23 protein-coding genes are annotated in these 25,967 nt (G+C 56.7%); 15 read left to right on the forward strand and 8 right to left on the reverse strand.

Going from position 1 to position 25,967, the window contains the following annotated elements:
• Positions 1 to 134 precede the first annotated feature (134 nt).
• Positions 135 to 1,022 carry a threonine/homoserine exporter RhtA gene (rhtA, locus tag IM300_RS06825; RefSeq protein ID WP_063449278.1) on the reverse strand — a complete coding sequence of 296 codons (888 nt, stop codon included), beginning with the start codon at positions 1,020 to 1,022 and terminating at the stop codon, positions 135 to 137.
• A 354-nt stretch (positions 1,023 to 1,376) separates the two neighbouring features.
• On the opposite strand from rhtA, the gene ompX reads away from it, so the two are divergent.
• A complete protein-coding gene (gene ompX / locus IM300_RS06830) occupies positions 1,377 to 1,895 on the forward strand; it encodes an outer membrane protein OmpX (protein WP_003858450.1) in 519 nt (172 codons plus the stop codon).
• 158 nt (positions 1,896 to 2,053) lie between these two features.
• On the opposite strand, the gene IM300_RS06835 is transcribed toward ompX, so the two are convergent.
• Together IM300_RS06835 and mntS are read right to left on the reverse strand one after the other, a co-directional pair.
• The gene (locus IM300_RS06835; protein WP_193033906.1) at positions 2,054 to 3,637 is read right to left on the reverse strand and encodes a phosphoethanolamine transferase; all 1,584 of its coding nucleotides are present in this window, start codon (positions 3,635 to 3,637) and stop codon (positions 2,054 to 2,056) included.
• Between the two features lie 269 nt (positions 3,638 to 3,906).
• Positions 3,907 to 4,035, reverse strand: a complete 129-nt coding sequence (gene mntS / locus IM300_RS06840) for a manganase accumulation protein MntS (RefSeq protein ID WP_063449276.1) — start codon at positions 4,033 to 4,035, stop codon at positions 3,907 to 3,909.
• Positions 4,036 to 4,218: 183 nt separating this feature from the next.
• On the opposite strand from mntS, the gene mntR reads away from it, so the two are divergent.
• The 12 genes from mntR (at position 4,219) to IM300_RS06895 (ending at position 15,766) form a co-directional block, all read left to right on the forward strand.
• Positions 4,219 to 4,692 carry a manganese-binding transcriptional regulator MntR gene (gene mntR, locus IM300_RS06845; protein WP_063449275.1) on the forward strand — a complete coding sequence of 158 codons (474 nt, stop codon included), beginning with the start codon at positions 4,219 to 4,221 and terminating at the stop codon, positions 4,690 to 4,692.
• Positions 4,689 to 5,798 carry an anion transporter gene (locus IM300_RS06850; RefSeq protein ID WP_193033907.1) on the forward strand — a complete coding sequence of 370 codons (1,110 nt, stop codon included), beginning with the start codon at positions 4,689 to 4,691 and terminating at the stop codon, positions 5,796 to 5,798. The genes mntR and IM300_RS06850 overlap by 4 nt, the downstream gene beginning before the upstream one ends.
• A gap of 101 nt (positions 5,799 to 5,899) precedes the next feature.
• Positions 5,900 to 6,994: an HlyD family secretion protein gene (locus tag IM300_RS06855; protein ID WP_063866179.1), complete on the forward strand. Its 1,095-nt coding sequence runs from the start codon at positions 5,900 to 5,902 to the stop codon at positions 6,992 to 6,994.
• Positions 6,991 to 8,562, forward strand: coding sequence for a DHA2 family efflux MFS transporter permease subunit (locus IM300_RS06860; protein ID WP_193035845.1), 1,572 nt, complete (start codon positions 6,991 to 6,993; stop codon positions 8,560 to 8,562). The genes IM300_RS06855 and IM300_RS06860 overlap by 4 nt, the downstream gene beginning before the upstream one ends.
• Positions 8,562 to 10,085, forward strand: coding sequence for an efflux transporter outer membrane subunit (locus IM300_RS06865; RefSeq protein ID WP_193035847.1), 1,524 nt, complete (start codon positions 8,562 to 8,564; stop codon positions 10,083 to 10,085). Before IM300_RS06860 ends, IM300_RS06865 begins: the two co-directional genes overlap by 1 nt.
• A 164-nt stretch (positions 10,086 to 10,249) precedes the next feature.
• Positions 10,250 to 10,618: a hypothetical protein gene (locus IM300_RS06870; protein ID WP_193035849.1), complete on the forward strand. Its 369-nt coding sequence runs from the start codon at positions 10,250 to 10,252 to the stop codon at positions 10,616 to 10,618.
• Entirely contained in the window at positions 10,618 to 11,118 is a 501-nt protein-coding gene (locus IM300_RS06875; RefSeq protein WP_063866183.1) for a YbjP/YqhG family protein, read from the forward strand. The genes IM300_RS06870 and IM300_RS06875 overlap by 1 nt, the downstream gene beginning before the upstream one ends.
• Before the next feature lie 148 nt (positions 11,119 to 11,266).
• The gene (locus tag IM300_RS22630) at positions 11,267 to 11,635 is read left to right on the forward strand and encodes an NlpC/P60 family protein (RefSeq protein WP_131636228.1); all 369 of its coding nucleotides are present in this window, start codon (positions 11,267 to 11,269) and stop codon (positions 11,633 to 11,635) included.
• The gene (locus tag IM300_RS06880; protein ID WP_063866185.1) at positions 11,635 to 12,132 is read left to right on the forward strand and encodes a YbjP/YqhG family protein; all 498 of its coding nucleotides are present in this window, start codon (positions 11,635 to 11,637) and stop codon (positions 12,130 to 12,132) included. Before IM300_RS22630 ends, IM300_RS06880 begins: the two co-directional genes overlap by 1 nt.
• A 151-nt stretch (positions 12,133 to 12,283) precedes the next feature.
• Positions 12,284 to 13,660 carry a glycoside hydrolase family 1 protein gene (locus IM300_RS06885; RefSeq protein WP_193035851.1) on the forward strand — a complete coding sequence of 459 codons (1,377 nt, stop codon included), beginning with the start codon at positions 12,284 to 12,286 and terminating at the stop codon, positions 13,658 to 13,660.
• 51 nt (positions 13,661 to 13,711) lie between these two features.
• The gene (locus tag IM300_RS06890) at positions 13,712 to 15,034 is read left to right on the forward strand and encodes a PTS sugar transporter subunit IIC (protein WP_193035853.1); all 1,323 of its coding nucleotides are present in this window, start codon (positions 13,712 to 13,714) and stop codon (positions 15,032 to 15,034) included.
• A 15-nt stretch (positions 15,035 to 15,049) separates the two neighbouring features.
• Complete coding sequence (locus tag IM300_RS06895) at positions 15,050 to 15,766, forward strand: GntR family transcriptional regulator (RefSeq protein WP_063866189.1); 717 nt, start codon at positions 15,050 to 15,052, stop codon at positions 15,764 to 15,766.
• A 42-nt stretch (positions 15,767 to 15,808) separates the two neighbouring features.
• Here IM300_RS06895 and ldtB read toward each other — a convergent pair whose 3' ends face one another.
• Positions 15,809 to 16,729 (reverse strand): L,D-transpeptidase, encoded by a 921-nt coding sequence (gene ldtB, locus IM300_RS06900; RefSeq protein ID WP_063449266.1) that lies wholly within the window; start codon positions 16,727 to 16,729, stop codon positions 15,809 to 15,811.
• 222 nt (positions 16,730 to 16,951) lie between these two features.
• On the opposite strand from ldtB, the gene IM300_RS06905 reads away from it, so the two are divergent.
• Entirely contained in the window at positions 16,952 to 18,547 is a 1,596-nt protein-coding gene (locus IM300_RS06905; protein WP_063866190.1) for an ABC-F family ATPase, read from the forward strand.
• Positions 18,548 to 18,629: 82 nt separating this feature from the next.
• Here IM300_RS06905 and IM300_RS06910 read toward each other — a convergent pair whose 3' ends face one another.
• Together IM300_RS06910 and IM300_RS06915 are read right to left on the reverse strand one after the other, a co-directional pair.
• The gene (locus IM300_RS06910; RefSeq protein ID WP_193035855.1) at positions 18,630 to 20,993 is read right to left on the reverse strand and encodes a TIM-barrel domain-containing protein; all 2,364 of its coding nucleotides are present in this window, start codon (positions 20,991 to 20,993) and stop codon (positions 18,630 to 18,632) included.
• A 17-nt stretch (positions 20,994 to 21,010) separates the two neighbouring features.
• Positions 21,011 to 22,312, reverse strand: coding sequence for an MFS transporter (locus IM300_RS06915; RefSeq protein WP_107534987.1), 1,302 nt, complete (start codon positions 22,310 to 22,312; stop codon positions 21,011 to 21,013).
• 285 nt (positions 22,313 to 22,597) lie between these two features.
• Here IM300_RS06915 and IM300_RS06920 point away from each other — a divergent pair, with 285 nt between their 5' ends.
• Entirely contained in the window at positions 22,598 to 23,671 is a 1,074-nt protein-coding gene (locus tag IM300_RS06920) for a LacI family DNA-binding transcriptional regulator (RefSeq protein ID WP_193035857.1), read from the forward strand.
• Here the strand turns inward: IM300_RS06920 and IM300_RS06925 are convergent.
• Together IM300_RS06925 and IM300_RS06930 are read right to left on the reverse strand one after the other, a co-directional pair.
• Positions 23,668 to 24,924, reverse strand: a complete 1,257-nt coding sequence (locus IM300_RS06925) for a DUF1479 domain-containing protein (protein ID WP_193035859.1) — start codon at positions 24,922 to 24,924, stop codon at positions 23,668 to 23,670. The genes IM300_RS06920 and IM300_RS06925 overlap by 4 nt on opposite strands.
• Before the next feature lie 149 nt (positions 24,925 to 25,073).
• Positions 25,074 to 25,889 carry a Cof-type HAD-IIB family hydrolase gene (locus IM300_RS06930; RefSeq protein WP_112792553.1) on the reverse strand — a complete coding sequence of 272 codons (816 nt, stop codon included), beginning with the start codon at positions 25,887 to 25,889 and terminating at the stop codon, positions 25,074 to 25,076.
• Positions 25,890 to 25,967: the final 78 nt, after the last annotated feature.

Raw genomic sequence — 25,967 nt, forward strand, 5'->3', positions numbered from 1 at the left:
CAATCTTAATTCCTTCCCAGACAAGGCGGGCAGCTGAAATATTTTGGCAATATAGAAGAGTTTGTAAGAAATTATTTGAAGCGTCGACGAGACCTCTATTCTGCATGGCCGGTAAGCCATGCAGAATTTAAGGGCTAGTTGAGGTCAATTTTTTCAACTTTTGGTTCCGGACGCATGGTCAGGGTGGAGCCCATTGACGCCGCGATAATGGAACAGAGCGCCAGCGTCTGCACCAGCGTCAGGGTTTCGCCGAGGAAAATCATGCCGGAGATTGCGGCCAGCGCGGGCTCCATGCTCATGAGCGTGCCAAAAATACGCGTAGGCAGCCGCGTCAGGGCGATCATCTCCAGAGAGTAGGGAAGCGCCGTGGAGAGAATAGCGACCGCCAGCCCGACCGGCAGAATGGACCATTGCCAGATCGAATCCGTGGCCTGCGCCATGCCGATCGGGACAAAGATGATGGCGGCAATCAGCGAGCCCAGGGCGACCGTCGCAGGGCCGTGCTCTTCCCCCGCACGCTGGCCAGTGAGAATATACACCGCCCAGCAAGCCCCCGCGCCCAGCGCCAGAGCAGCCCCCGTCAGATCGATCTGTGAAACGCTTTGACCGAGCGGCAGCAGGAACCAGAGCCCCAGCACGGCCAGTATGACCCAGATAAAGTCCACCGGACGACGAGAAGAGAAGAGGGCAACCGCCAGCGGGCCTGTAAATTCAAGCGCAACCGCGATCCCCAGCGGGATAGTCTGAATAGAGAGGTAGAACATGTAGTTCATCCCTCCCAGCGCCAGCCCATAGAAGAGCAGGGGAAGGCGCTGCTCCTTTTTAAAACGTAGCCGCCAGGGCTTAAAGATAACCACGAGGATCAGGGTGCCTAACGCGATACGCAGCGCCGTAACGCCCGGCGCACCAACCAGCGGAAAGAGCGATTTTGCCAGCGACGCGCCGCTTTGAATGGACATCATCGCGATAAGTATGACGACCACCGGCATCCAGACCGACGATTTACGGGGTAAACCAGGCATCCTTTCTCCTGTCAATTTTTGTCAAAAGAGGTAAAAGTCGCAGTGTAATGGAAATAAGCTGCGACGGTTGAGCTACTGTTGAAAAAAATCCAGGGAAAATCCGTAAAATGAGGAAAGGTTGATGCTTTTATCGCCTGAAAGATTAGGAATAATCTGGATGAACTTTCTGGCGATGACGCGCACTATTAGCGTTTGAAGGTGAAAATCTGGAGTTATTTGAACAAGATAGCTGGTGCTGGAAATGTTCTGTTACAGGAAAGGTCGCATTAGACATCGTGAATGACAAAGAGTTTCACAGATTTTTTTGATATATTTAAAACTTACGGACTTACTTGAAGCACATTTGAGGTGGTTATGAAAAAAATTGCATGTCTTTCAGCACTGGCAGCTGTTCTGGCTGTTTCCGCAGGTACCGCTGTAGCGGCAACTTCTACTGTAACTGGTGGTTACGCTCAGAGCGATATGCAGGGCGTGATGAACAAAACCAACGGTTTCAACCTGAAGTACCGTTACGAGCAAGACAACAACCCGCTGGGTGTGATCGGTTCTTTCACTTACACCGAGAAAGATCGTACTGAAAATGGCTCTTACAATAAAGGTCAGTACTACGGCATCACCGCGGGTCCTGCTTACCGCCTGAATGACTGGGCAAGCATCTACGGTGTTGTAGGTGTTGGCTACGGTAAATTCCAGCAGACCGAAAACCAGGGTCTGAACCGTACTGCTAGCAACAGCGACTACGGTTTCTCCTATGGCGCAGGTATGCAGTTCAACCCAATCGAAAACGTTGCTCTGGACTTCTCCTATGAGCAGAGCCGTATCCGCAACGTTGACGTTGGCACCTGGATTGCGGGCGTAGGTTACCGCTTCTAATCACTTCGGTGAGCCAGTAAAAAATCCGCCCTTTGAGGCGGATTTTTTTTGGTAAGGAAAAAGCAAAACGGCAACCAGAGGTTGCCGTTTTTAGTGTTTGTGCCTCTTCCGGTAGGAGAGGCCAGTGTGAAGACATCAGTCCGCACGAGAGGCAGAGATCACTTACTCTTAATATCGAAAATATCCGTTCCCAGATGGTTATAGTCGACTTTCTGTAACTTAAAGTTGGTAATGTACACTGGCGGGCCCTTCTTGCCGGAGATAAACGGGTAATCATTTTTTATCTCTTTCGCCTTAATCCCCGTCCACTGGGAGAAGAATTTCAGGAAATCGTTCGCGGAACGACGCGCTTTAATGATGCGATGCGTTTTGTCATCACTCGACAGCACCATAAACGGTACCTGGAAGTTCTGCTGGAATTTGTCATCGTGGGCCAGATACTGCACCTCTTTTCCGCGCTCCTTAAACGCCAGACCGTGGTCAGAGAAATAGACCATTGAGAAGCTGTCGCCGCTGTTGCGCAGCTGTGCGTACAGCTTGCTGAGCAGATCGTCGGTTTGCGTCATGGTGTAGAGGTAGCAGGAGGTCTCTTTCGACTGCACGAAATCTGCGTATTTTCCCTTCGTGCGGTCGCAGGCTTGCGGATGGGAACCCATCAGATGCAGAACAATCAGCTGCGGCTGGGTGCGCTGGGTGGCAAAAACCTGCGCGGTCATTTTCAACAGCGCTTCATCTTGCGTATTTTTGTCCGCTTCAAAGTCACCGCTTTTCAGGAACTGTACCTCGTCGGCACGCTTCGCGATGCTGGCAATGGCGGTATCATATTCGCCAATCTGCCCCTGGTTGGAGAACCACCACGTCTGAAAACCGGCCCGGTTGGCCAGGGTGACAAAATTATCCTGAAACTGCGGCTTACCATCCACGACGCGGTTGAGTGTCAGACCGAGAGATTTTTGCGTTGAGCCGCTGGCCGCCACGTAGTCGGTAAACAGCGTACCGTTGACGGCGCTCGCAAACGGCGTGTTATCCCAGTGACCGCCAAACGCGCCGAGCGCATCGCGACGCGCGCTTTCACCGATCACCACCACGTAGGTGTGATACTTCGGTTTTACCGCCAGCACGTTCCAGGTATCTTTCATTGTGGAAAGCTCGGCCATACGCGCCTGCTCGTCGAGCACTTCCTCGTTATTCACCACCACGTCTTTAACGAAGCGAAACACCGGATAACCGGTATCTTTCAGCTTAAACACGCCGCCCCAGGCCAGGTTTTGTACCGGCGCGACAAAAAACGTCACCACGCTAAAGGCCAGGCACAGGCTTTCAATTTTACCCCACCGCTTTTTCTCGACGGGCTTACGACGAACCGCCATCACGCCCAGGGCAAAAATGAAAAGGCCAACCACGTAGTTGTACCACGGGAAGATCGTCAGGATCTCCGTGGACTCTTCCATATTGGTGGAGTGTAGCGCCAGCAGGGTATTAAAGTTCGGCGCGCCATAGGCCTGGCCAAACGGGAAATAGGCGGCAGCAACCAGAGAACAGATCCCGATAAGCACTTTTTGCACGCGCGGTGCGCTTTGCCACAGCAGGTGAAGGATGCAGGTGAATCCGACGGCATAAAGCAGGCTGAAGGGGTAGCCAAGGGCAAAGTTAATCAGCAGCGATTGCAAAAAATAGAATCCCGTCCACGGGCTTAAGGCCCGGCTGCGGGTAACAAGTGTATCAATCAGGGTTACGTTCATAGATCGCTATCACGAAAACGCCATGTGCTCACCCTGGCGCCAAGGGTCAAAGCCTGCCTGACTGTGCGTGAAAAGGGAATGAGGGGTCCGCTTCAGCGAGCCGCAAAGGATGCAGGGCTGCAAGAAGATAGTGCGAGCGTGAAGTAAGGTCAACAGTTGCTAAACAGATGTTTTGCGAAGGGGGCTACAAATCCGCAAAAATAATCGGGAAAAGGACATTGTGCCGGAGAAAAATGACGGGAAAATGAAGCGGCGTACCGCGACGCCGCTTAGTGGGAAGATTTGTCGTCCTGCTGCGGTTTGGTGGTAAACATATCGCACAGCATGTTCACCAGCATCAGGCGCACTTTAAAAGGAGAGTGGGTAAACACGTTCATACACCTCTTGAATTCATTCATAAGACCTCCTGATTCATGATCCCTTCGATCCGTGAAGGGTGACTGCATTACATACAGATATAGCACAGGCTATATTGTATAGCTATGGCTAATTCGTTAATTTTTTGTGCTTGTAGAGCTATGGTTTACAATGTGCGCTCCGTTACAGGGCGCTGGAAGCGTCAACCCCATTGAGGAAGCACAATGAACCGTCGCGCAGGTAAGCCAACAACAAAAAAAACGACGCAACTGGTGAACGTTGAAGAGCATGTGGAAGGCTTCCGTCAGGTGCGTGAGGCGCACCGCCGGGAACTGATTGATGATTATGTAGAGCTGATCTCCGACCTGATCCGTGAGGTGGGCGAAGCGCGCCAGGTCGATATGGCCGCACGGCTGGGGGTGTCTCAGCCAACGGTGGCCAAAATGTTAAAACGTCTGGCGTCGGTAGGGCTGATCGAAATGATCCCCTGGCGCGGGGTGTTTCTTACCGCTGAAGGCGAAAAGCTGGCGCAGGAGAGCCGCGAGCGCCATCAGATCGTCGAGAACTTTTTACTGGTGCTGGGCGTCAGCCCGGACATTGCCCGTCGGGACGCCGAAGGGATGGAACACCACGTCAGCGAAGAGACGCTGGTGAAGTTCCGCGAATTTACGCTCAAATACGGTCCCTCCGCTGAATGAACATTCCCGGTTTGCAGGCCCTGAAACGCGATCGCTTTTTCCATCTTTTACTCATCATTGGCGTTGGGCTCAGCGTCTTTGTGCCTTTCAGGCCGCAGGCCTGGCCCGCGGCAATAGACTGGCGCACCATTATTACCCTGAGCGGTTTGATGATGCTCACCAAAGGCGTTGAGCTGAGCGGCTATTTTGACGTGCTGGGGCGCAAAATGGTGCGCCGCTTTGCCACCGAGCGCAAGCTGGCCCTGTTCATGGTCTTTTCGGCGGCGCTGCTGTCGACGTTTCTCACTAACGACGTGGCGCTGTTCATTGTGGTGCCGCTGACGCTCACGCTGCGTAAGCTGTGCGAAATACCGGTTACCCGCCTGATTATTTTTGAAGCGCTGGCCGTCAATGCGGGCTCGCTGCTTACGCCGATCGGTAACCCGCAGAACATTCTGCTGTGGGGACGCTCGGGCCTGTCGTTTACCGCGTTTACCGGGCAGATGGCGCCGCTGGCGCTGGCGATCGTGGCGACGCTGCTGGTGGTCTGCTGGTTTGCCTTCCCGAATAAAACGTTGCAGTACCACAGCGGTACAGCCGGCCCCCAGTGGCAGCCGCGTCTCGTCTGGAGCTGCCTGGGGCTGTATATCGTTTTCCTCACCGCGCTGGAGCTAAACCAGGCGCTGGCGGGCGCGCTGCTGGTAGCGTGCGGTTTCCTGTTCCTCGCCCGGCGGGTGCTGGTGAGCGTCGACTGGACGCTGCTGCTGGTGTTTATGGCGATGTTTATTGACGTGCACCTGCTGATCCAGCTCCCGGCATTGCAGAACGTTCTCCAGAGCGTCAGCGGTTTGTCGCAGCCGGGATTATGGCTGACGGCGATTGGTCTTTCGCAGGTAATCAGTAACGTGCCGTCCACCATTTTACTGCTTAACTATGTCCCCCCTACGGTGCTGCTGGCGTGGGCGGTCAACGTCGGTGGCTTTGGGCTGCTGCCCGGCTCGCTGGCAAACCTTATCGCCCTGCGCATGGCCAACGATCGCCGCATCTGGTGGCGCTTCCATCTATGGTCAATCCCGATGCTGCTCTGGTCAGCGGCGATCGGTTTCGGACTATTCCTTCTCATATAGTGCGCAATTTGTCAGTTTTTCCTGGCAAATGTATAGCAACGTCCTAGCTTTAGTGAACGGCATAGTGTGATGCCGCTCACTGACAGGACCGTTGCTGAACTATGGCAGAAGAACAAAATCCACCTGCTGACGAGCAGGATAAAAACAATAACGAGCGCAAGCGTCCGGGCAAAAAACCGTTAATTATCCTCGGCATTGTGGTCATCGTGATGGTGATTGTGGCGCTGGTCTGGTGGTTTTTAACCCGCAACGAAGAGACCACCGACGACGCCTTTACCGACGGCGACGTGGTGACCATTGCCCCTAAAACGGCGGGCTACGTAACTGAACTTCGCGTGCGGGATAACCAGCGCGTGAAAAAAGGGGACGTGCTGGTGGTGATCGATCCTCGCGATACCACCGCCCAGCGCGATCAGGCTCAGGCCCAGCTTGGGCTGGCGCTGGCACAGCTGCATCAGGCCCAGGCGCAGCTGGCGCTCTCAAAAGTGCAATACCCCGCCCAGCGCGATGAGGCCAAAGCGCAGGTGTTGAAAGCGCAGGCGGATATGGCCAACGCGCAGGCGGAGTACCGCCGTCAGCGCGGCGTTGACCCGCGCGCGACCACGCAACAAAGTATCGATTCCGCCAACGCTCAGCTGCGCAGCGCACAGGCGGGTCTGGCCAGCGCGCAGGCGCAGCTGGAAGTGGCGGAGCAGGTTCAGCTGCAAATCCGCCAGCAGGAAACGAATGTTGAAGCCCGCGAACGGCAGGTCGATCAGGCCAGGGCGCAGCTGGAAACCGCCAACCTGAATCTCTCCTATACCGAAGTCCGCGCCCCGTTCGACGGTTTTGTCACTAAGCGCAACGTCCAGCCCGGTACGCTGGTGCAGGCGGGCACGGCGCTGTTCTCGCTGGTCTCCCCGAACGTGTGGGTGGTGGCGAACTTCAAGGAGTCGCAGCTTGAGCGCATGAAGCCGGGCGATAAAGTGACGGTATCCGTCGATGCCTGGCCGGATATGGCGCTGGAAGGCCATATTGACAGCATCCAGCAGGGCAGCGGCTCGCGCTTCTCCGCCTTCCCGTCGGAAAACGCCACCGGTAACTTTGTGAAGATCGTGCAGCGCGTGCCGGTGAAAATCGTCATTGATAAAGGGCTGGATCCGAACAAGCCGTTGCCGCTTGGGCTGTCGGTTGAACCGAAGGTCACCGTGGAATGACGGACAGCAGCCACGAAAACTGGAAGCCCGCCAGTAACCCGTGGGCGGTGGCGATTGTGGTCACCCTGGCGGTGTTTATGGAGATTCTGGACACCACCATCGTCAACGTGGCGCTGCCGCACGTGGCAGGGTCGCTCTCGGCAAGCTACGACGAATCTACCTGGGTGCTGACCAGCTACCTGGTGGCGAACGGCATCGTGCTGCCGATCTCGGCCTTCCTGAGCCGGCTGTTTGGCCGCAAGCAGTTCTTCCTGATCTGCATTGTGATGTTCACCATCTGCTCGTTCCTGTGCGGCATCGCCACCGAGCTTTGGCAAATCATCCTCTTCCGCGTGATGCAGGGCTTCTTTGGCGGCGGGTTGCAGCCCACGCAGCAGTCGGTGCTGCTCGACTACTTCAAGCCGGAGGACAGGGGCAAAGCCTTTGGCCTCTCCTCCATTGCGATTATCGTCGCGCCGGTGCTCGGCCCGACGCTGGGGGGCTGGATCACCGATAACTACTCCTGGCGCTGGGTGTTCTTCATCAATATTCCGGTGGGGATCGTGACGGTGCTGGCCATCTACCAGCTGCTGGAAGATCCGCCGTGGGAGAAAAAGTCGGAAGAGAAGCTCACCGTCGACTGGACGGGGATCGGCCTGATCGCCCTCGGCCTTGGCTGTTTGCAGGTGATGCTCGACCGGGGCGAAGATGATGACTGGTTCTATTCGAACTTTATCCGCACCTTCGCGGTACTGACGCTGATTGGCATTATTGGCGCGATCTACTGGCTGATGTATGCCAAAAAGCCGGTGGTGGATCTGCACTGCATGAAGGATCGCAACTTTGCGATCTCCAGCCTGCTGATGGCGGGGATGGCGATGATCCTGTACGGTAGCTCGGTGGTGATCCCGCAGCTGGCACAGCAGGATTTGGGCTATACCGCCACCTGGTCCGGTCTGGTGCTGTCGCCCGGGGCGGTGCTGATTGTGCTGACTATTCCGCTGGTGCTGAAGCTGATGCCGGTGGTGCAGACGCGCTGGATCATCGCCTTTGGCTTTACCTGCCTGGCGGTGTCGTTCTTCTGGTCCCGCACTCTGACCCCGGACATCGATTTCGAAACGCTGGTTCTGTTCCGCAGCGCCCAGTCGATTGGGCTGGGGTTCCTGTTTGTGCCGCTCACCACCATCGCCTTTATTTCGATCCCAAGGCGGCTCAACGCCGACGCGGCGGCGCTGTTTACCATGTTCCGCAACGTGGCCGGCTCGATTGGCATTTCGCTGTCGACGGCGGCAATCACCGAGCGCTCACAGGCGCACAGCGCGCATCTGGCCTACCACGCTTCGCCGTTTAACGAGCAGTTCCAGCTGGCAATACGCGAAAGTGCGCAGGCGATCCAGAACTTCACCTCTCAGGTGGGTGACCCGACCGGGATTGCCACCGGGCGGATGTACCAGACGATGATCGAGCAGTCGCGCTTCCTGGCCTACATCGACGTCTTCACCATTCTGAGCGCGGTGGCCTTCTTACTGATTCCGTTTTGTTTGTTGCTCTCGCCGGTTAAGAGCGAGGGGAGTGCAGGAGCACACTGATGATACACAGACGTTTACACCCCCTGATGATAATGATGCTGCTGGTGGGCTGCGCCGTCGGGCCGGACTACCAGCCGCCCGCGCCGCCCGCCGTTACGCACTGGAACGATAAGGGCGACAGCGCGGTGAAATCGCAAACGTCTTCCGCCGCCACTAACCCGCGCTGGTGGAAAACCTTCGGCTCGCCACAGCTCGACAGCCTGGTTGAGCGCGCCATCGCCGGGAATCTGACGTTACAGCAAACGGTATTGCGCATTGCCGGTGCGCGCGAACAGATTAACCAGGCGGGCGGGGCGTTTTTCCCGTCGGTGAATGGCAATGTGCAGGCAACGCGCCAGCAGCTTGGGCTGGAAGGGGAGCTAAAATCCCACGGCGTCTATGACCAGCTGGATAATGTCGATCCGCAGCTGCGAAGCGCGCTAGGCCCGCTGACGCAGCCGATCAATCTTTACCAGGGCAGCTTTGACGCCCAGTGGGAAATCGACCTCTGGGGCAAGGTTCGCCGTCAGGTGGAAGCCGCTGAAGCACAGCAGAAAGCCGCCATCGAACAGCGTAACGATGCGCTGGTATCGCTGGAGGCCGAAGTGGCGCGGGCGTGGCTACAGCTGCGCGGGGCGCAAAGCATCATCGCCACGCTCAATACGCAAATTGAGAGCGCGCAGCAAACGCTGGATCTGACCGAAAGCCGCCAGCGCGGCGGGCTGTCGCCGCAGATGGACGTGGAAAACGCCCGGGCGCAGCTGGGTAATCTTGAAGCCCAGCTACCGCAGTATCAGGCCCAGGAACGCCAGGCGATGAACGGGCTGGCGATCCTGCTCGGTAAACCGCCGGGAGCGCTGGACGCCGAGCTGCAATCAGCGCAGCCGATGCCCGCGCTGCCGGATATCGTACAGACCGGCATTCCGTCGACGCTGGCCCGCCGCCGTCCCGACGTGCGTGAAGCGGAGGCGAACCTCCACGCCGCCACGGCGCAGATTGGTGTCTCGGTGGCTGAACTGTTCCCGAGCTTCACCCTCTCCGGACAGTTTGGCCTGCGCAACAGCGAATCTGGCTGGCTGACCGACTGGAGCAGCCATTTCTACAGCTTCGGCCCGCAGGTTTCCATTCCGATTTTCCAGGGCGGTCGGCTGGTCTCCAGCGTCAAGGTGGCGCGCGCGCAGCAGGGCGCGGCGGTGCTGGACTATCGCCAGACGGTGCTGACGGCGCTCGGCGATGTCGAAAACGCGCTGGTGAGCTATCGCACCGATCAGCAGCGTGAGGCGGGTCTCGCGAAAACCATCGACGCATTGCAAAACGCCTTTGATCTCGCCAGCGACAGCTACCGGCAGGGGATCGCCAGCTTTATCGACGTGCTGGACGCCCAGCGTCAGCTGGCCCAGGCCGAACAGCAGCGCGCGCAGGCGCAGGTGCAAAGCGCGCTTGACCTGGTGGCGCTTTATAAAGCCCTCGGCGGCGGCTGGGAGCCGTATCAGCAGGTGCGACTGCCGGATTATGCTGTCTTTGGCGACGCTCCGCGCGGATAAATTGCTAAAGGTGGCAACTCTGGCCGGATCCGCGCAGCGAATCCGGCCTTTTTACTGGCGCGTGAAATCATGTTTTGACCGGACAACGTTAAGCATTTTTCAGCCAACAAAAAGTTAATGACTGGCACAATAATTCCGCTCTTACTTACTTAAGGGAACTAAGAATGAGCTGGAACAAAGACGTTGCTGTTTCTTATCTCCGGTCACACGCGCTCGGACACTCTCACAGCGAATGCGCGAAGTTTACCCGTCTGGCCATTCTGGCTGGAGGCGTTAAGGTACCTAACACAGATTATGCAAAAGATTATGGGGCGGAATTATTACGTGCTGGATTCCGTGAACTGCCGCCCGGTTCGACTTTAATTGCTGGCGATGTGGCTGTAATACAGCCGTATCCCGGAGGAAACGGTATAGGTCACATGACTATGTATGACGGCATGCAGTGGATTTCTGACTTTGTTCAAAAAAGTATGTATCCGGGGCTTGGGTACCGCAAGAACCATCCACCCTTCAAAATTTACAGGATGCATTAATGAAAAAGATATTTTTATCTGTCGTTATGCTGCTGGTGGGATGTCGTTCAGTTGCTAATCAAAATGCGCAAGACGCTACAGAATCATTTTATCAATCCTATCTTTGCGCATTCGGCAGCGATGAAGCCAGGCCTTATCCTGCCGACGAACTGCGTAAATATATTTCTGCTGATACTATTGCTCGCATTAATGCCATTCAGGAAATCCCGGAACAAGAATTAATAGAATCTGATTATTTTACATATACCCAGGATTACTCTCGCGAATGGGTACCTGCGTTACGGGTGGAAAACGCAAGGCCATTTTTAAACGGTGAAGTAGTCCAGGTCATTGAGGGGGCGAGTGGCGGGAGGAGCATACACCTTGAAGTATTTCTCCGTCGTGAAGATGATGCATGGAAAATCTACCGCGTTCGGGACATAACGAACACTCACGAACATCCTATATTTAATGCCGGAGCATTTGCCCAGGCAAAAGTTGCGGCCGAAAGCGGGCTTTAATATTAACCATTAAACTTTCAACAAGCCTCGATGCCTGCCGGGGCTTTTTACTGGGCGCAAAACTGTACAACGTTAAGCATTTTTCAGCCAACAAAAAGTTAATGACTGGCACAATAATTCCGCTCTTACTTACTTAAGGGAACTAAGAATGAGCTGGAACAAAGACGTTGCTGTTTCACACCTCCGATCACATGCTCTTGGTCGTTCACATAACGAATGTGCGACTTTTACCCGAGAGGCTATAGCCGCTGGAGGCATACGGCTGGAGAGAACGCTAAACGCAAAAGATTACGGGCAATCTTTACTGCGTGCGGGATTTCGTGAAGTCCCGCCCGGTTCAACATTATTGAGCGGTGATGTCGCTGTTATTCAACCCTATCCGGGAGGAAACTCCAGCGGGCATATGACAATGTATGATGGGACGCAGTGGATCTCAGATTTCCGACAGCGCAGCATGTACCCCGGGCCGGGTTATCGCAGGGCCCAGCCAGCCTTTAAAGTTTACAGGATGAATTGATGCGAGCCGCAATAGTGTTATGCATTTGCTTGCTCTCTGCTTGCTCGGTTAAGCCGGATCAGAGCGCGCCGACGCGGGTGCACTCTTTTTACTCCACTTATCTAATGTCACTAACAAGTAGCGACAATGAATATTCGCCGTCTGATCTGCGCGAATATGTCTCTGCTGACACGATTAAGAGACTGGACGATATAGAGTCGATACCCGAACAAGACCTGCTTGGATCTGATTACTTCGCTTATGCGCAGGACTATGATCCCTCATGGGTGTCGGCGTTAAATGTCGGGCCAGCCAATTCGTTTATGGGCGGAGAGGTTATGCCGGTCTGGATTGGAAGAGAAAACGGCGGAAAAATAGAGTTGCGGGTATTCGTTCGGCGAGAATCTGGCACATGGAAGATATACAGGGTTCAGGACGTAACCGATCGCTATGAGCACCCCATATTCAATGCCGGAGCAATTGCCCAGGCAAAAGTTGCGGCAGAAAGCGGGCTTTAAACATTAAACAGGAAATCAGCCTCGGCAACGACCGGGGCTTTTTATTCCCATCAACCTCACAAAAAACGATCCTCCCCTTTGATCGAAATCTCATCTTCGCCTATATGACTAGTCATGAAATTTTAAATGACTAGTCATATAGGGAGAGAGCATGAACAATTCACTGCCAGCAAACTTTTTATGGGGCAACTCGGTGTCCAGTATGCAGACGGAAGGGGCCTGGAACGAGGGCGGGAAGGGGATGTCGGTGTACGACATTCGCGAAGCCGGGGAAAACGTTTCCGACTGGAAGGTGGCGACCGACTCCTACCACCGCTACCGGGAAGATTTCGACCTGATGCAGGATCTGGGCATGAACTGCTACCGCTTCCAGATCTCCTGGAGCCGCGTCTGCCCGCTGGGTGACGGCGAGTTCAACAACGAGGGCATCGCGTTTTACGACCGCTTTATTGACGATCTGCTCGCCCGCGGTATCGAGCCGATGGTCTGCCTCTACCACTTCGATATGCCGCTGGCGCTGGCGCAGGAGTACAACGGCTTCAACGATCGCCGCGTGATGGAGGCCTTTATCCGCTATGGCAAAAAGATGATCGACTGCTACGGGGACCGGGTGAAGTACTGGCTGACCTTCAACGAGCAGAATATTTTCCATATGCCGGAAGCGTTCCGCATTTCCGGCTATATGAAGGGCGAGAAAACCCTGCGCGAGCTGTATGAGCTTCAGCACCATGCGATGGTGGCGCACATGTCGCTGACCGAATACCTGCACCAGACGAAACCGGGCCAGCTAATGGGCGGCATGCTGGCACACCAGCTGATTTATCCGGCCACCTGCAAGCCGCGCGATATCTTCTGCGCCCAGCAGTACGACGAATTCCTCAACCAGAACCTGCTGCGCGTCTTCGCAGGCCAGGGCTACAGCCCGGCGGTGATGGCGGTGGTGGAGCAGGAGGGCTTTGGTGATATCTATCGCGCCGACGATCTCGCCCTGTTCGCGCGCACGAAGAACGACTTTATGGCCTTCAGCTACTACGCCAGCAAAACGCTGGACAGCGATGCGATCCCGGAAGGCACGCCGGTGAACAATTACCTCCTGCACGGAGAGAAAAATAACCCGTACCTGAAGGCCACCGAGTGGAACTGGCAGATCGATCCGCTGGGCTTTCGCACCATCATCACCCGCTATGCCAACGACTGGCGGATGCCGATCTTCCCGATTGAAAACGGCATAGGGGTGATTGAGTCCTGGGACGGGGTCAACCCGATTGAGGATACCTACCGCATCGACTACCACCGGGCGCATATCGAGGCCATGAAAGACGCGATGTTCGAGGATGGCGCAGAGGTCATGGGCTATCTCGGCTGGGGACTGATTGACATTCTCAGCTCGCAGGGCGACATGCGCAAGCGCTACGGCGTGGTCTACGTCAACCGCGAGAATCACGACCTGAAAGACCTGAAGCGCGTGCCGAAGAAGAGCTACGCGTGGTTAAAACAGGTTATCCATACCAACGGACGCGAGATGTAAGCCGTACGCTGCCGGGCCGTTTTTGTGACTGATTGATGGGAACACTCCGCTATGTCTGAAGCAAAAATAACACCGCACATGCAGTCTTTTGTCGATAAATTTGTTGAGTTCTCGGCGCGCCTGGCAAACCAGGTGCACCTGCGCTCACTGCGCGATGCCTTCGCCACGGTGATGCCGATTTTCATCCTCGCCGGTCTGGCGGTGCTGGTGAACAACGTGGTGTTCCCGTGGATTTTTGAGGGTGACACGCTCACACAGTTTAAGGTGTGGGGCGAGGCGATCGTCAACGGCACGCTGAACATCGCCGCGCTGCTGCTGGCGCCGATGATCGCCTGGTCGCTGGCGCGCAACAAAGATTTCGACAATCCGGTCTCGGCAGTGGTTATCGCCGTCAGCAGCTTTATCATCATGATGCCGATGCGCTTACAGATTACGCCCGTCGGCAGCGAGGCCACGGTGAACGTCACCCAGGTGCTGACGTTCGCCAATATCGGCTCTACGGGGATTTTCGCCGGGGTGCTGATTGGGCTGCTCTCAACGGAGGTCTTCATCGCTATTTCGCGGCTGAAGGCGCTGCACATTTCGCTGGGGGAAAACGTGCCTCCGGCGGTGAGCAAATCCTTTACCGCGCTGATCCCGACCATTCTCACGCTGTCGCTGTTTGCGGTGCTGGCGGCGCTGCTGGCGAACGTGCTGCACACGGATCTGATCCACCTCATTACGACCTTTATTCAGCAGCCGCTGCGGCTGATCAACACCAGCCTGCCGGGGACGATTTTCATCTACAGCTTCGGTAACTTCCTGTTCACGCTCGGCATTCACCAGTCGGTGGTCAACAGCGTGGTGCTGGAGCCGTTCCTGCTGATTAACACCAACGAGAACATGCTGGCCTTCGCCAACGGACAGCCGATCCCGCACATCATCAACAACATCTTTGTGCCGACGTTTGGCATGGTGGGCGGTACGGGCAGCACGATCTCACTGTTGATTGCTATCTTCATCTTCTCCCGACAAAAGTCGGCGAAGCAGGTGACGCGGCTGTCGCTGGCGCCGGGCCTGTTCAACATCAACGAGCCGGTGATTTTCGGCCTGCCGATTGTCTTTAACCTGCCGCTGATGATCCCGTTTGTGCTGCTGCCCGCCATCGGCATTTATTTTGCGTGGCTCTGTACCACGCTGGGGCTCATGTCGCGCTGCGTGGTGATGATCCCGTGGACCACGCCGCCGATCCTCAGCGCCTGGCTGGCGACGGCGGGAGACTGGCGCGCCGTGGTGGTGCAGTTGGCAATCATTGTATTTGGTGTATTCTTCTACCTGCCTTTCCTCAAGGTGGCCGAGAGAGTGGCGCTGAAGAACAGCGGGACAGAAAACTAATCAGAAGGAAGGACGATGGCGGCGAAGTACATCACCATAGCGCGGGAAATCAAAAAACGCATTATCAGCCAGCAGTACGCCGCCAATGAACCGCTGCCGGACCAGTTTGCGCTGGCGGCGGAGTTCAGCACCAGCCGGATGACCATTCAGCAGGCGATGCGCCAGCTGATCGTTGAAGGGCTGGTCTATACGCGTCAGGGGCAGGGCACCTTCATTCGCAAAAACTTTCTCCAGCTTTCGCAGTGGGATCTCTCCGGCAGCGACTACTTCGGGGCGACCAAAACCTGGGAGCATTTAGGCACGGTGACGAGCAAGGTGGTGCATTTCGAGTTGCGCTTCCCGAACGAGAAAGAACAGGCGTCGCTGATGATAAACCCGGATGCGCCGATCTACGACTTCATCCGCCTGCGCTTGCTGAACGGTGAGCCCATGTCGCTGGACGCCACGGTGATGCCGCTCAATCTGGTGCCCGGCCTGAACAAAGCCCATCTTGAAAGTTCGGTGTTCCAGTACGTTCAGGAGACGCTGGGGCTGAAGATCATGGGGTCATATCGGGTGGTGAGGGCGCTGAAGCCCAGTGCGCTGGATATGCAGCATCTGATCTGCGAGCAAACCGATCCGGTGCTGGAGGTGGAGCAGGTGATCTATCTGGAGGACGGCACGCCGCTGGAGTACGCCCACTGCCATTATCGCTACGATCATGGCGGCATCGTTATCGTAAATAACGGATAAAAAAAAGCGGGCACCGTGGCCCGCTTTTTTGACGTTTCGCAATCAGTTCAGACGTACCGGCATACCGGAACGGTTCTGAATCGCCTGGTCAACGACGGTCGTTTCAACATCCGCCTGAGAGGTCACGGCCTGCACCGCGCTGGTCAGCTTAATCGGCACGATTTCATTGTTGTTGATCTGATCTTCGCTGGTGGACAGCGGGTTGTGCACTTCAATATAACGGCTACCGTCCGGCTCGGAGGTCGCTTTCACCGGTTCGTTGATGAACTGCACACGCGTGCCGACCGGCACGTTTTCAAACAGGAACTTGATGTCGTCGTTACGCAGACGCACGCAGCCGTGGCTCACGCGCAGGCCGATACCGAAGTTGGCGTTGGTGCCGTGGATGGCATACAGACGGCCAATGTACAGCGCGTACAGACCCATCGGGTTATCCGGGCCGGCAGGTACAACGGCGGGCAGCGGCTCGCCCGCAGCGATGTATTCCGCGTGCATTTTGGCGGTCGGCGTCCAGGTTGGGCCCGCTTTCTTACGCTCAACTTTGGTGGTCCAGTTCAGGGGGGTATCTTTGCCCAGCTGGCCGATGCCGATAGGCAGCACGATCACCGTGTTGGTGCCTTTCGGGTAGTAATACAGACGCATTTCGGCGCTGTTGATCACGATACCTTCGTGAACGGTATCCGGCAGGATCAGCTGCTGCGGAATGTTAAGCACCGTGCCCGCTTTTGGCAGGTACGGGTCAACGCCCGGGTTAGCTTCCAGCATGTTAGACAGGCCGAGCTGGTACTGCGCCGCGAAGTATTCCAGCGGCTGGGTGTTACCTTCCGGAACCGTCACCACCTGGTTTTCACCCACCAGACGGCTTCCGTCTGTCGGCAGGGGATACGTCACCGCAGACGCGGTCTTACAAAAACCTACTACGGCTAACGCCGCCGCAAAAAGCGTTGTTAATTTCATGTTCATGTTATGCGAGGTATCTAAGCCATTCTGGCGATGAGTTGATAAGACTGAATCTGTAATGGGAGCGCATTATATGTGCATTCCCGTTAACTGGGAATTCAGATGTGTACGAAATCACATTTTTTTCGATTTTGTTAAAGTTTAGTGGAATACCGCAACACGGGATCTCAATTCGGAATTGTGGCATAATGCCGTGTTTATCACACTTTTCGCAGGAATCTCTCCGTGTTAGTTACCAGCAACGTCACTATGCAGTTTGGCAGTAAGCCGCTGTTCGAAAATATTTCCGTCAAATTTGGCGGCGGCAACCGTTACGGCCTGATTGGTGCCAACGGTAGCGGAAAATCCACCTTTATGAAGATCCTCGGCGGCGATTTAGAGCCGACGCTGGGCAACGTGTCGCTCGATCCGAACGAGCGTATCGGTAAGCTGCGTCAGGATCAGTTCGCCTTCGAAGAGTTCACCGTGCTCGACACCGTGATCATGGGGCACGCGGAGCTGTGGGAAGTGAAGCAGGAGCGCGATCGTATCTACGGTCTCGCCGAAATGAGCGAAGAAGACGGTTACAAAGTGGCCGACCTGGAAACGCAGTACGGCGAAATGGACGGCTACTCTGCGGAAGCGCGTGCGGGCGAACTGCTGCTGGGCGTCGGTATTCCGGTAGAACAGCATTACGGCCCGATGAGCGAAGTCGCGCCAGGCTGGAAGCTGCGCGTGCTGCTGGCACAGGCGCTGTTCTCTAACCCGGACATCCTGCTGCTCGACGAACCGACGAACAACCTGGACATCGACACCATCCGCTGGCTGGAGCAGACGCTGAACGATCGCGACAGCACCATGATCATCATCTCGCACGACCGTCACTTCCTGAACATGGTTTGTACGCACATGGCGGATCTGGACTACGGCGAGCTGCGCGTTTATCCGGGCAACTACGATGAGTACATGACGGCGGCAACGCAGGCGCGTGAACGTCTGCTTGCCGACAACGCCAAGAAGAAAGCGCAGATTGCGGACCTGCAATCCTTCGTGAGCCGCTTCAGCGCCAACGCCTCTAAATCCCGTCAGGCAACATCACGTGCCCGCCAGATTGACAAGATCAAGCTGGAAGAGGTGAAAGCCTCCAGCCGTCAGAACCCGTTCATTCGCTTCGAGCAGGACAAGAAACTGTTCCGTAACGCGCTGGAAGTTGAGGCGTTAACCAAAGGCTTTGATGAAGGCCCGCTGTTTAAAAACTTCAACCTGCTGCTGGAAGTGGGCGAAAAGATTGCCATTCTGGGCGCCAACGGCGTGGGTAAATCCACCCTGCTGAAAACCCTGGTAGGCGAACTGCAACCGGACAACGGTACCGTGAAATGGTCAGAAAACGCGCAGATCGGTTACTACGCGCAGGACCATGAATATGAATTCGAAAACGACCTGACCGTCTTCGACTGGATGAGCCAGTGGAAGCAGGAAGGGGACGACGAACAGGCGGTACGCAGCATTCTGGGGCGTCTGCTGTTCAGCCAGGACGACATCAAAAAGCCCGCCAAAGTGCTCTCCGGTGGTGAAAAGGGCCGTATGCTATTCGGCAAGCTGATGATGGAAAAACCGAATATCCTGGTGATGGACGAACCAACCAACCACCTGGATATGGAATCTATCGAATCGCTGAACATGGCGCTGGAGATGTATCAGGGCACCCTGATTTTCGTCTCTCACGACCGTGAGTTCGTCAGCTCCCTGGCGACCCGCGTAATCGAAATTACGCCAGAGCGCGTGGTGGACTTCACCGGTAACTACGAAGATTACCTGCGCAGCAAAGGTATCGAGAGTTAAAAAAAGCCGGGCGGCGCATGCGCTTGCCCGGCCTACGGGTGACTTTGTAGGCCGGGCAAGCGCATGCGCCGCCCGGCAATGTTCAGAGCACCCACTCGCTCCCTTCAACGCCGTTCACCCGCAGCGTACGTTTTTCTCCCGCCGGTAACGACACCTTCAGCGCTTTCCACGCCGGACGATAGTCACCGCGCGCGTTCACCTTCAGGTCGATGGTTGATCCATCACACACCATCTCCCATTCCACCCACAGCGCGTTGCCGTTCCGGTAGCCCCAGCTTTCGCCGTCGTCTTCAAACAGCAGTCCGGAGGTGGTGCCGACGCCTTTCACCGGGAACAGCTTCAGCTCACGGGTATCGTCTTTATCGGCACTCACGTGACGGATGCGATCGCTGAGCGGCAAACCGGCCCCAGCGCGCACCAGCAGCGGCAGTTTTTCCAGCGGCGCGTCGAGAACGATCGACTGGCCGCCGGCGAACCACGCGTGGGTGTAAAAATCGTACCAGCCGGTGTCGTTGTCCGGCAGCCAGACGCGGCGCTCGCGCTGCCCGGCTTCGACGACGCTTGCCACCAGCAGGTCGCGGCCCAGCAGGAAGTCATCGCACTCTTCGAACGTCTGCTCGTCGTGCTCGTGATCGAGGAAGGTCGGGCGCAGCATCGGCTCGTCGTCGGCGTGCGCCTGCCAGAGCAGGGTGTAGAGATACGGCAGCAGGCGATAGCGCAGTTCAATGGCGCCCCGGATCGCAGGGGTCACGCCCGGGTACATCCACGGTTCGTTCACGGTGCGATCGTCATTCCAGGAATGGATGGTAAAGCGCGGATGCATCACGCCGTTCTGCACCCAGCGCACGAACAGCTCGGCGTCCGGCTTATCACCAGAGAAACCGCCCACGTCGTGACCGACGTTGAACAGCCCGGACAGGCTCATGCCCAGCCCCATGCGGATGTTATAGCGCAGGGTGTCCCAGTTGGTGCGGTTGTCGCCGCTCCAGGTCTGAACGTAGCGCTGCATCCCGGCGCAGCCGGAGCGGGAGATCAGATACGGACGCTTCTCCGGCGCAAAACGCTGCTGCGCTTCCAGCGAGGCGCGCATCATCAGCAGCGGCATCACCGGACGAATGTGCTTGATGGCAATCTCCTTGCCGAAACCATAGCAGCGCGCTTCCCCGTCCCACACTTCGTACTCGTTGTTGTCGTTCCAGGTGGAGTCGATGCCCATCTCCAGCAGCTGCGTGGTCACGCCGTTCTGCCACCACTGCACCGTCTGCGGGTTGGTGAAGTCGAGGTGCGAGCCTTCGTCATCCCAGAAGCTTGAACGTTCAGGCGCATCGGTTTCTGAATCACGAATGAACAGGCCGCGTTCCGCCACTTCGCCGTAGCGGGGATGATCCTGCAACAGGCACGGTTTGATGTTGGCCGCAAGCTTCAGCCCCGCATCGTGAAATGCCTGGCTCATCACCTTCGGCTGCGGCACCTTATCGTAATTCCAGTTGAAAACGTAGCGCTTGCCGTTAATCGAGGTATAGCCGGAGGAGAGCTGGAACGAGTCGCACGGAATGGCGTGCTCATCGCACAAGCGGATGAAGTTCATCAGCTGGTTCTGGGCGTCCGGCGCGTCGGTGTAGTGCATGGTCGAGCCGCTGTAGCCCAGGCTCCATTTCGGCCCGAACAGCGTTTTCCCCGTCAGGCGAACGAAGGCTTTGGTAACGTCCAGCGCGCGCTCGCCGGTGAAGAGGTAGTAGTCGATGTCGCCCGCTTCCGCCTGCCAGCGGCGATAGGCGGTGTGATAGTTGTCGATCTCGTTACCCAGATCCAGCCAGCAGCTGCTCAGGTTATCGTAGAACAGGCCGTAGCTCACGTCATCGCGGCGGGTGAGGGTGAACGGGATGTGCTTGTACAGCGGATCGGTGCTGGCGGCGTTGTAACCCATCGCGTCCAGGTTACGCATCTCATAGCGTTTGCCGTTACGCTGTAAATCACCCGCTTTCTCGCCCAGCCCGTAGAAACGCTCGTCCTTGCGGCGGCTGAGATAGTGCGCCACGCCGTCGCCGTGAGCGTTCAGCAGGTAGGCGCTGGTCGGGCGATCCTGGACCAGCGGCTGCCATTCGCCCGCATCATTACGGTACTGCCACTCCAGCCACAGGGGCTGGTGGACGGTGACGCGCAGCTGCTCGGTTTCCACCGTTAACGTGTCATCCTGCTGCGTCAGGGTCCAGGCCGGGCAGGAGAAACCGCTTATGTCGTCACGACGGCGGCCTTCCCACGGCACGTCTTGTTCCGGGGCGATACTCCAGGTGCGGTCCAGCGCCAGCTCGCCTTTGCGTTTGATCAGCACGCGGAACAGGTTCTCTTCCAGCACGTACAGGCACAGGCGGTGCTGATTATCTACCAGCAGTTCCAGATGATTCGCAGACTGCGTATCAACGGTCCAGTTTTTCAGGGTTTTCATATGCAATACATCCACTATCAGGCGCGCTTGGCGCGACGTTCAGCAATAAATGCCACCAGGAAGAGAGCGCCAATCAGGTCAAAGAACCCCATGGCGATAAAGAGCGGGTTGAAGCCGATTTTGTCGGCGGTCACCCCGATTAACAGGGAGAACAGGAAGCTGGCGATCCACGCCGCCGAGCCGCGCATGCCGTTGACGGTCGCCATCTGGCCCTTATCAAAGGACTCCACCACCAGCGCGCTCAGCATGCAGGAGATAATCTGGTGCCCGAAGCCGCCGATGGAGATCAGCACAATGGTGATATACGGGTCGCGAGTCACGGCGACGATGGCCAGCGAAATCATCAGGAACGCGCCGGTGACGGAGCTGGCCACCACCGAGTTGACGCGGGAGCAGCCGAACCAGCGGGTGTAGAGCCGGGTGAGGTAGCCGCTCGCTACGCTGCCGAGGTCGGCGGCCAGGAACGGCAGCCAGGCGAACATCGCGATCTGCTTCAGGTCCATGCCGTGCTCTTTGGCGAGGTACAGGGGCACCCAGAAGCTCAGCACCGCCCAGGCCGGTTCCGCCATAAAGGCCGGGATGGCGATACCGTAGAAGCGTTTGTTTTTCGAGACAGTTTTCAGCGCGGTCAGGAAGGGCAGTCTGACCGGCGCAGGTTCGTTATCCTGCTTGATAAACGCCAGCTCGTCGCGGCTCAGGTTCGGGTGCTGCTCCGGGTTGTGGTAGAACGCCCACCAGAGGATCACCCACAGCAGCGCCAGCACGCCGGTAAACATAAACGCACCCTGCCAGCCAAACGAGGCGTGGGCAAAGTAGATGATAGGCGGGGCCAGCATGGCGCCAATGGAGAAGCCCACGCCCGCCCAACCGGCGGCAACGGGACGCTCTGATTTCGGGAACCATTCACCGATGGTTTTGGCGTTCGCTGGCGTGGCGGCAGCCTCAGAAGCACCCATAAAGAAGCGCAGGATTGCGAGATGCAGCCAGCTTCCGGCGCCCGCGTGGAAGATGCACATCAGCGCCCAGATCCCGGCGCAGACCATAAAGCCGATTTTCAGACCGATAACGTCAATCAGCCAGCCGCACAGGGGCTGGAAAATGGTGTAGGCAATCTGAAACGCGCCGACGATCCAGGAGTATTGCTCGGTGGTGATACCAAGGCTCTCCTTCAGCTCAGGGGCGAGAATACCTAACGAGTTACGGGTGATGTAGTTAACGGTCACGCCAAGAAGAAACAGCACCAGTACGTACCAGCGCAGGTTCTTAATGACGCGACGGGTTTTGCTTGTCGCAACGGTGTTATTGATGTCCTGACTCATTTTCTTCTCCACAAGACGGACGGTAGGGGACGTGGGTTCAGGTGTCACACAGCGTTATGCGTTTGAAAGTTATCTGTTTTAGAATGTTAAGCTGCTATACAACTAGTATGGAAGTTGTGTGACAGGTTCACCTTAAGAGAGAAAATGAGCAGGGAATAGTGGATTTTGTGCAAAATTTCTCATAACTGAGGTTCGTTTTTCGGCATTATGGCGTTCAGCTAAGTTATTACCTGACAAAGATGCTGTGAAAATTTTTTCATTTCACATCTGGAGCCAGATCACAAAATGGATAAAAGGCTTAAAATCACCGAAATCGCCGCCCGTACCCAGCTCTCCATCAGCACCGTTTCTCGCGTGCTGGCGGGGAAGGCAAACACCAGCGAAAAGGCGCGGGCGAAGGTGCTGGCGTGCGCGCGGGAACTGGGGGTAATGGACGGCATGGCGGCGGGGCGTCTGCTGTTGAATAGCCTGGTGGTTTTTGCCCCGCAGCGTGCTTTTGACGAGCGGTCCGACATCTTTTACTACCGCGTCATCCAGAGCGTCGGTAAAGGCCTGGCTTCGCACGAGGTTCGCCTGCGTTACTGCGCGCTGGAGGAGAACGACAGCGACGCGCAGCTGTTTCTGGCCCGGATGAACGAGCCGGATACCCAGGCGGCCATTCTGCTTGGTATCGACGATCCGCATATCCATGATCTGGCGGTGGACGTGGGTAAGCCCTGCATGCTGATTAACTGCCGGGACCGCCACATGCGCCTGCCTGCCGTTGCGCCGGATCATCGCGCCATTGGCGAGCGGGCGGCGGAGTACCTGTTCGAGATGGGGCACCGCGAGGTGATGAACGTGCTCTGCCTGCGCCGGTACACCATGGAGCTGCGCCTGTCGGGGATCCGCGACGCGTGGCACGTCCATAACCTCAGGTTTAACGACAGGCGCGACCTGTTGGTGGTGCCGAGCTTCAGCGCCAGAGAGACCGAACAGCTGGTGAGCGAGTGGCTTCACCAGCAGCAGGGAAAAGACCTGCCCACCGCGTTTCTGGTCGGCGGCGATTTTATGGCGGCAGGCACCATCAGCGCGCTGCAAAATCACGGTCTGCGCGTGCCGCAGGACGTCTCGGTGATGAGCATCGACGGCTTTAATCTGGCGGCGATTCAGGATGTTCCCTTAACGGCGGTGCATGTCCCGCGCGATGAGCTGGGAACCGAAGCGGTGCATATGCTCCAGCAGCGGCTGATGCGCCCGGACGCGCCGGTCGGAACATTATTGCTGAACGGCACGCTGGCCGTGCGGGAATCGGTACGGCGGATACGTCAGGGAAAACGACGCACCGCCGTTGAGCGGGAAGGGCTGTACGACAGTTAAGCCATGCCCAGCGCGCGCTTGCCGTGAATGTTCAGATCGTTCACGGTGAAGCGGTCTTGCCAGCTTTTCTCATAATCCTCGCGCGGGAAATCGCCCGGTGACGCCCCGGTTTCCAGCGCTTCCTTGACCTTTTTCGCGTAGGCGAGGTTTTTTTCGCACATCGGCGCGGCAGGAATATACATCACGTTGCCCCAGCCCTGCTGATTGTCCACCGGCGCGACGGAGTGGATCACGTCGCAGTGCCACCAGACGGAATCACCGGCTTCCAGCGCCGGAATGCTGGTTAATGCTTCGATCAGCAGCGGGTGCCACTTCTCAGAAATCGGCAGCACGCGCCCCGGCGCCACGCCGCACAGCTCGTCTTCCGGCACATCGTCCAGCAGCGGACGCAGCAGAATGTACGCCATCGCTTCCGGGATCGGCACCACGTGCAGCAGCCCCTGTCCCGGGATCATATCCGACAGCGCCGTCCAGCCCTGGAAGGTGCGGAACACCGAGCATTTGGTGGTGTTATCCACGGTGTACTCTTCCACTTCGGTACGGTGTGCGGCGTTCCACGGATCGTATTTCTCGACGTTGCCGTCAAACACGCGGGCAAAGACCTGCTGATAAGCGGGCAGCAGCCAGCGCTCCAGCGCGCCGGAGTCGGTATGCGCCCCCAGCCCTTTGGAGGTGGTTCCCGGCGGACGACGGCGGATGCGGTCCGGGTAAATCACGCTCACGTCAGGGTCGAACCACTGCTTGCCGTTGCTCTCGAATGTCCATAAACGGTTCAGGAACGACTGTACCTGTGCCATCTCTTCACTCTGGCGCGCCTGCATTTGCGCCTGTGACCAGTAGATCGGGTAAATCTCCGGACGGGAGGCGGTTAAGGTGCCGAAAAAGTTGTCGCCCGGCCCTTTGTACACCTCGTCAAACTTGTTCAGATCGAGGTAGTCGAGCATCGACTGATCCCATGCCAGCGCCCGCTCACGCGGGAAGTGGCCTTTAATCACCGCGCAACCGCGACGTTTAACGGCTTCGCGCTGGGCGTCGTTAATTGTGCCGTTTTTTACATCTGCAAAGGGAATTACCGGCCAGACGGTTTCGCCTTTATTCTTCAGCGCGTTGATTTCCGCCACGCGGGTGGCAATGCTGTCGCTGAGCCTGTCGAACAACGCCTGAACGTCGCCAATCTGGGCCCGTAGCTCGCGTTTTATCTGACGAATTGCCGCTTTGTGGTCCGCCGGCAAGGTTTCACTGGTAAAGGTCATAACTGCCTCGCATCTTTCATTCGAAAGTAAAAGTGTCTACAAGTGATACTTTAAGTTAAAAATAAGTTAATGCAAGTTTAAAAACTTGACACAAGCCACAGGACGGGAAAAGAGTAAGGAGCCGGAGCGAGGCCCCGGCGAGGAAAGGATCAGACGTCGAAAGGAGAGTGGTTGTCGAGCACGGCCTGAATCACGTTCAGCGCGCCCTGATGGTTGTTATCGTCGGTACTGTAGCGGCTAATGTCTTTAATGCTTTGCGCCGCGTTGCCCATCGCAAAAGCGTATTTCACCAGCTTCAGCATTTCCGCATCGTTGCCGCTGTCGCCAATAGCCACGCACTCCTGTGGGGAGATTTTCCAGCGTTTCAGCAGGCGGCTGATGCCGTTAGCTTTGTGCAGGCCGGGGATAATCAAATCGACAAAACCGAAGCCGCTGGTGACGGGCTTCATGATGCCGTCCAGGGAGACATGCAGTTTATCGACCAGGTTCGGGATATCGCTGTCCGGCAGGTTCAGGGAGAACTTAAACAGCACGTCGTCGATTTCGCGGTAATCGCTGATGCGCTTTAAGCGGTGATAGTGCTTTGACATCAGCGCCACGAACGCGTCAGGGGCCTGGTCGCTGACGTAGGCGCTCTCCAGCCCGCAGGCCACAAAGTTCAGCCCTTTATCCTTCAGCAGTTCGCCAATAACGATCTGCGACTCATGGCGCGTCAGTTCGCCGTGGAAAATTTGCTCACCGTGATCGAAGACCAGCGCGCCGTTTTCCGCCACGAAGGAGATCTGCTCTTTCAGCTCGGGGAAGAAGGAGATGAGCTGGTAATACTGGTTGCCGCTGGCGACAACGAATTCAATATTGCGGGCGTTAAGCTGTTCAAACTGTGCCTGGAAGCGGTCACGATCGTACTGCTTGGCATCATCAAGGAAAGTTCCGTCCATATCGGTGACGATAACTTTAACGGTCATACTGTGCTCCTGGGTCACTGCGTTTTGAAACATTCTAATAACAAGGTGACGGGGAGCACAAATTTAATTTCATTCGAA

It is taken from the genome of Enterobacter cloacae complex sp. I2, assembly GCF_014896205.1.
In the GTDB taxonomy this organism is placed as follows: Bacteria; Pseudomonadota; Gammaproteobacteria; order Enterobacterales; family Enterobacteriaceae; genus Enterobacter; species Enterobacter quasihormaechei.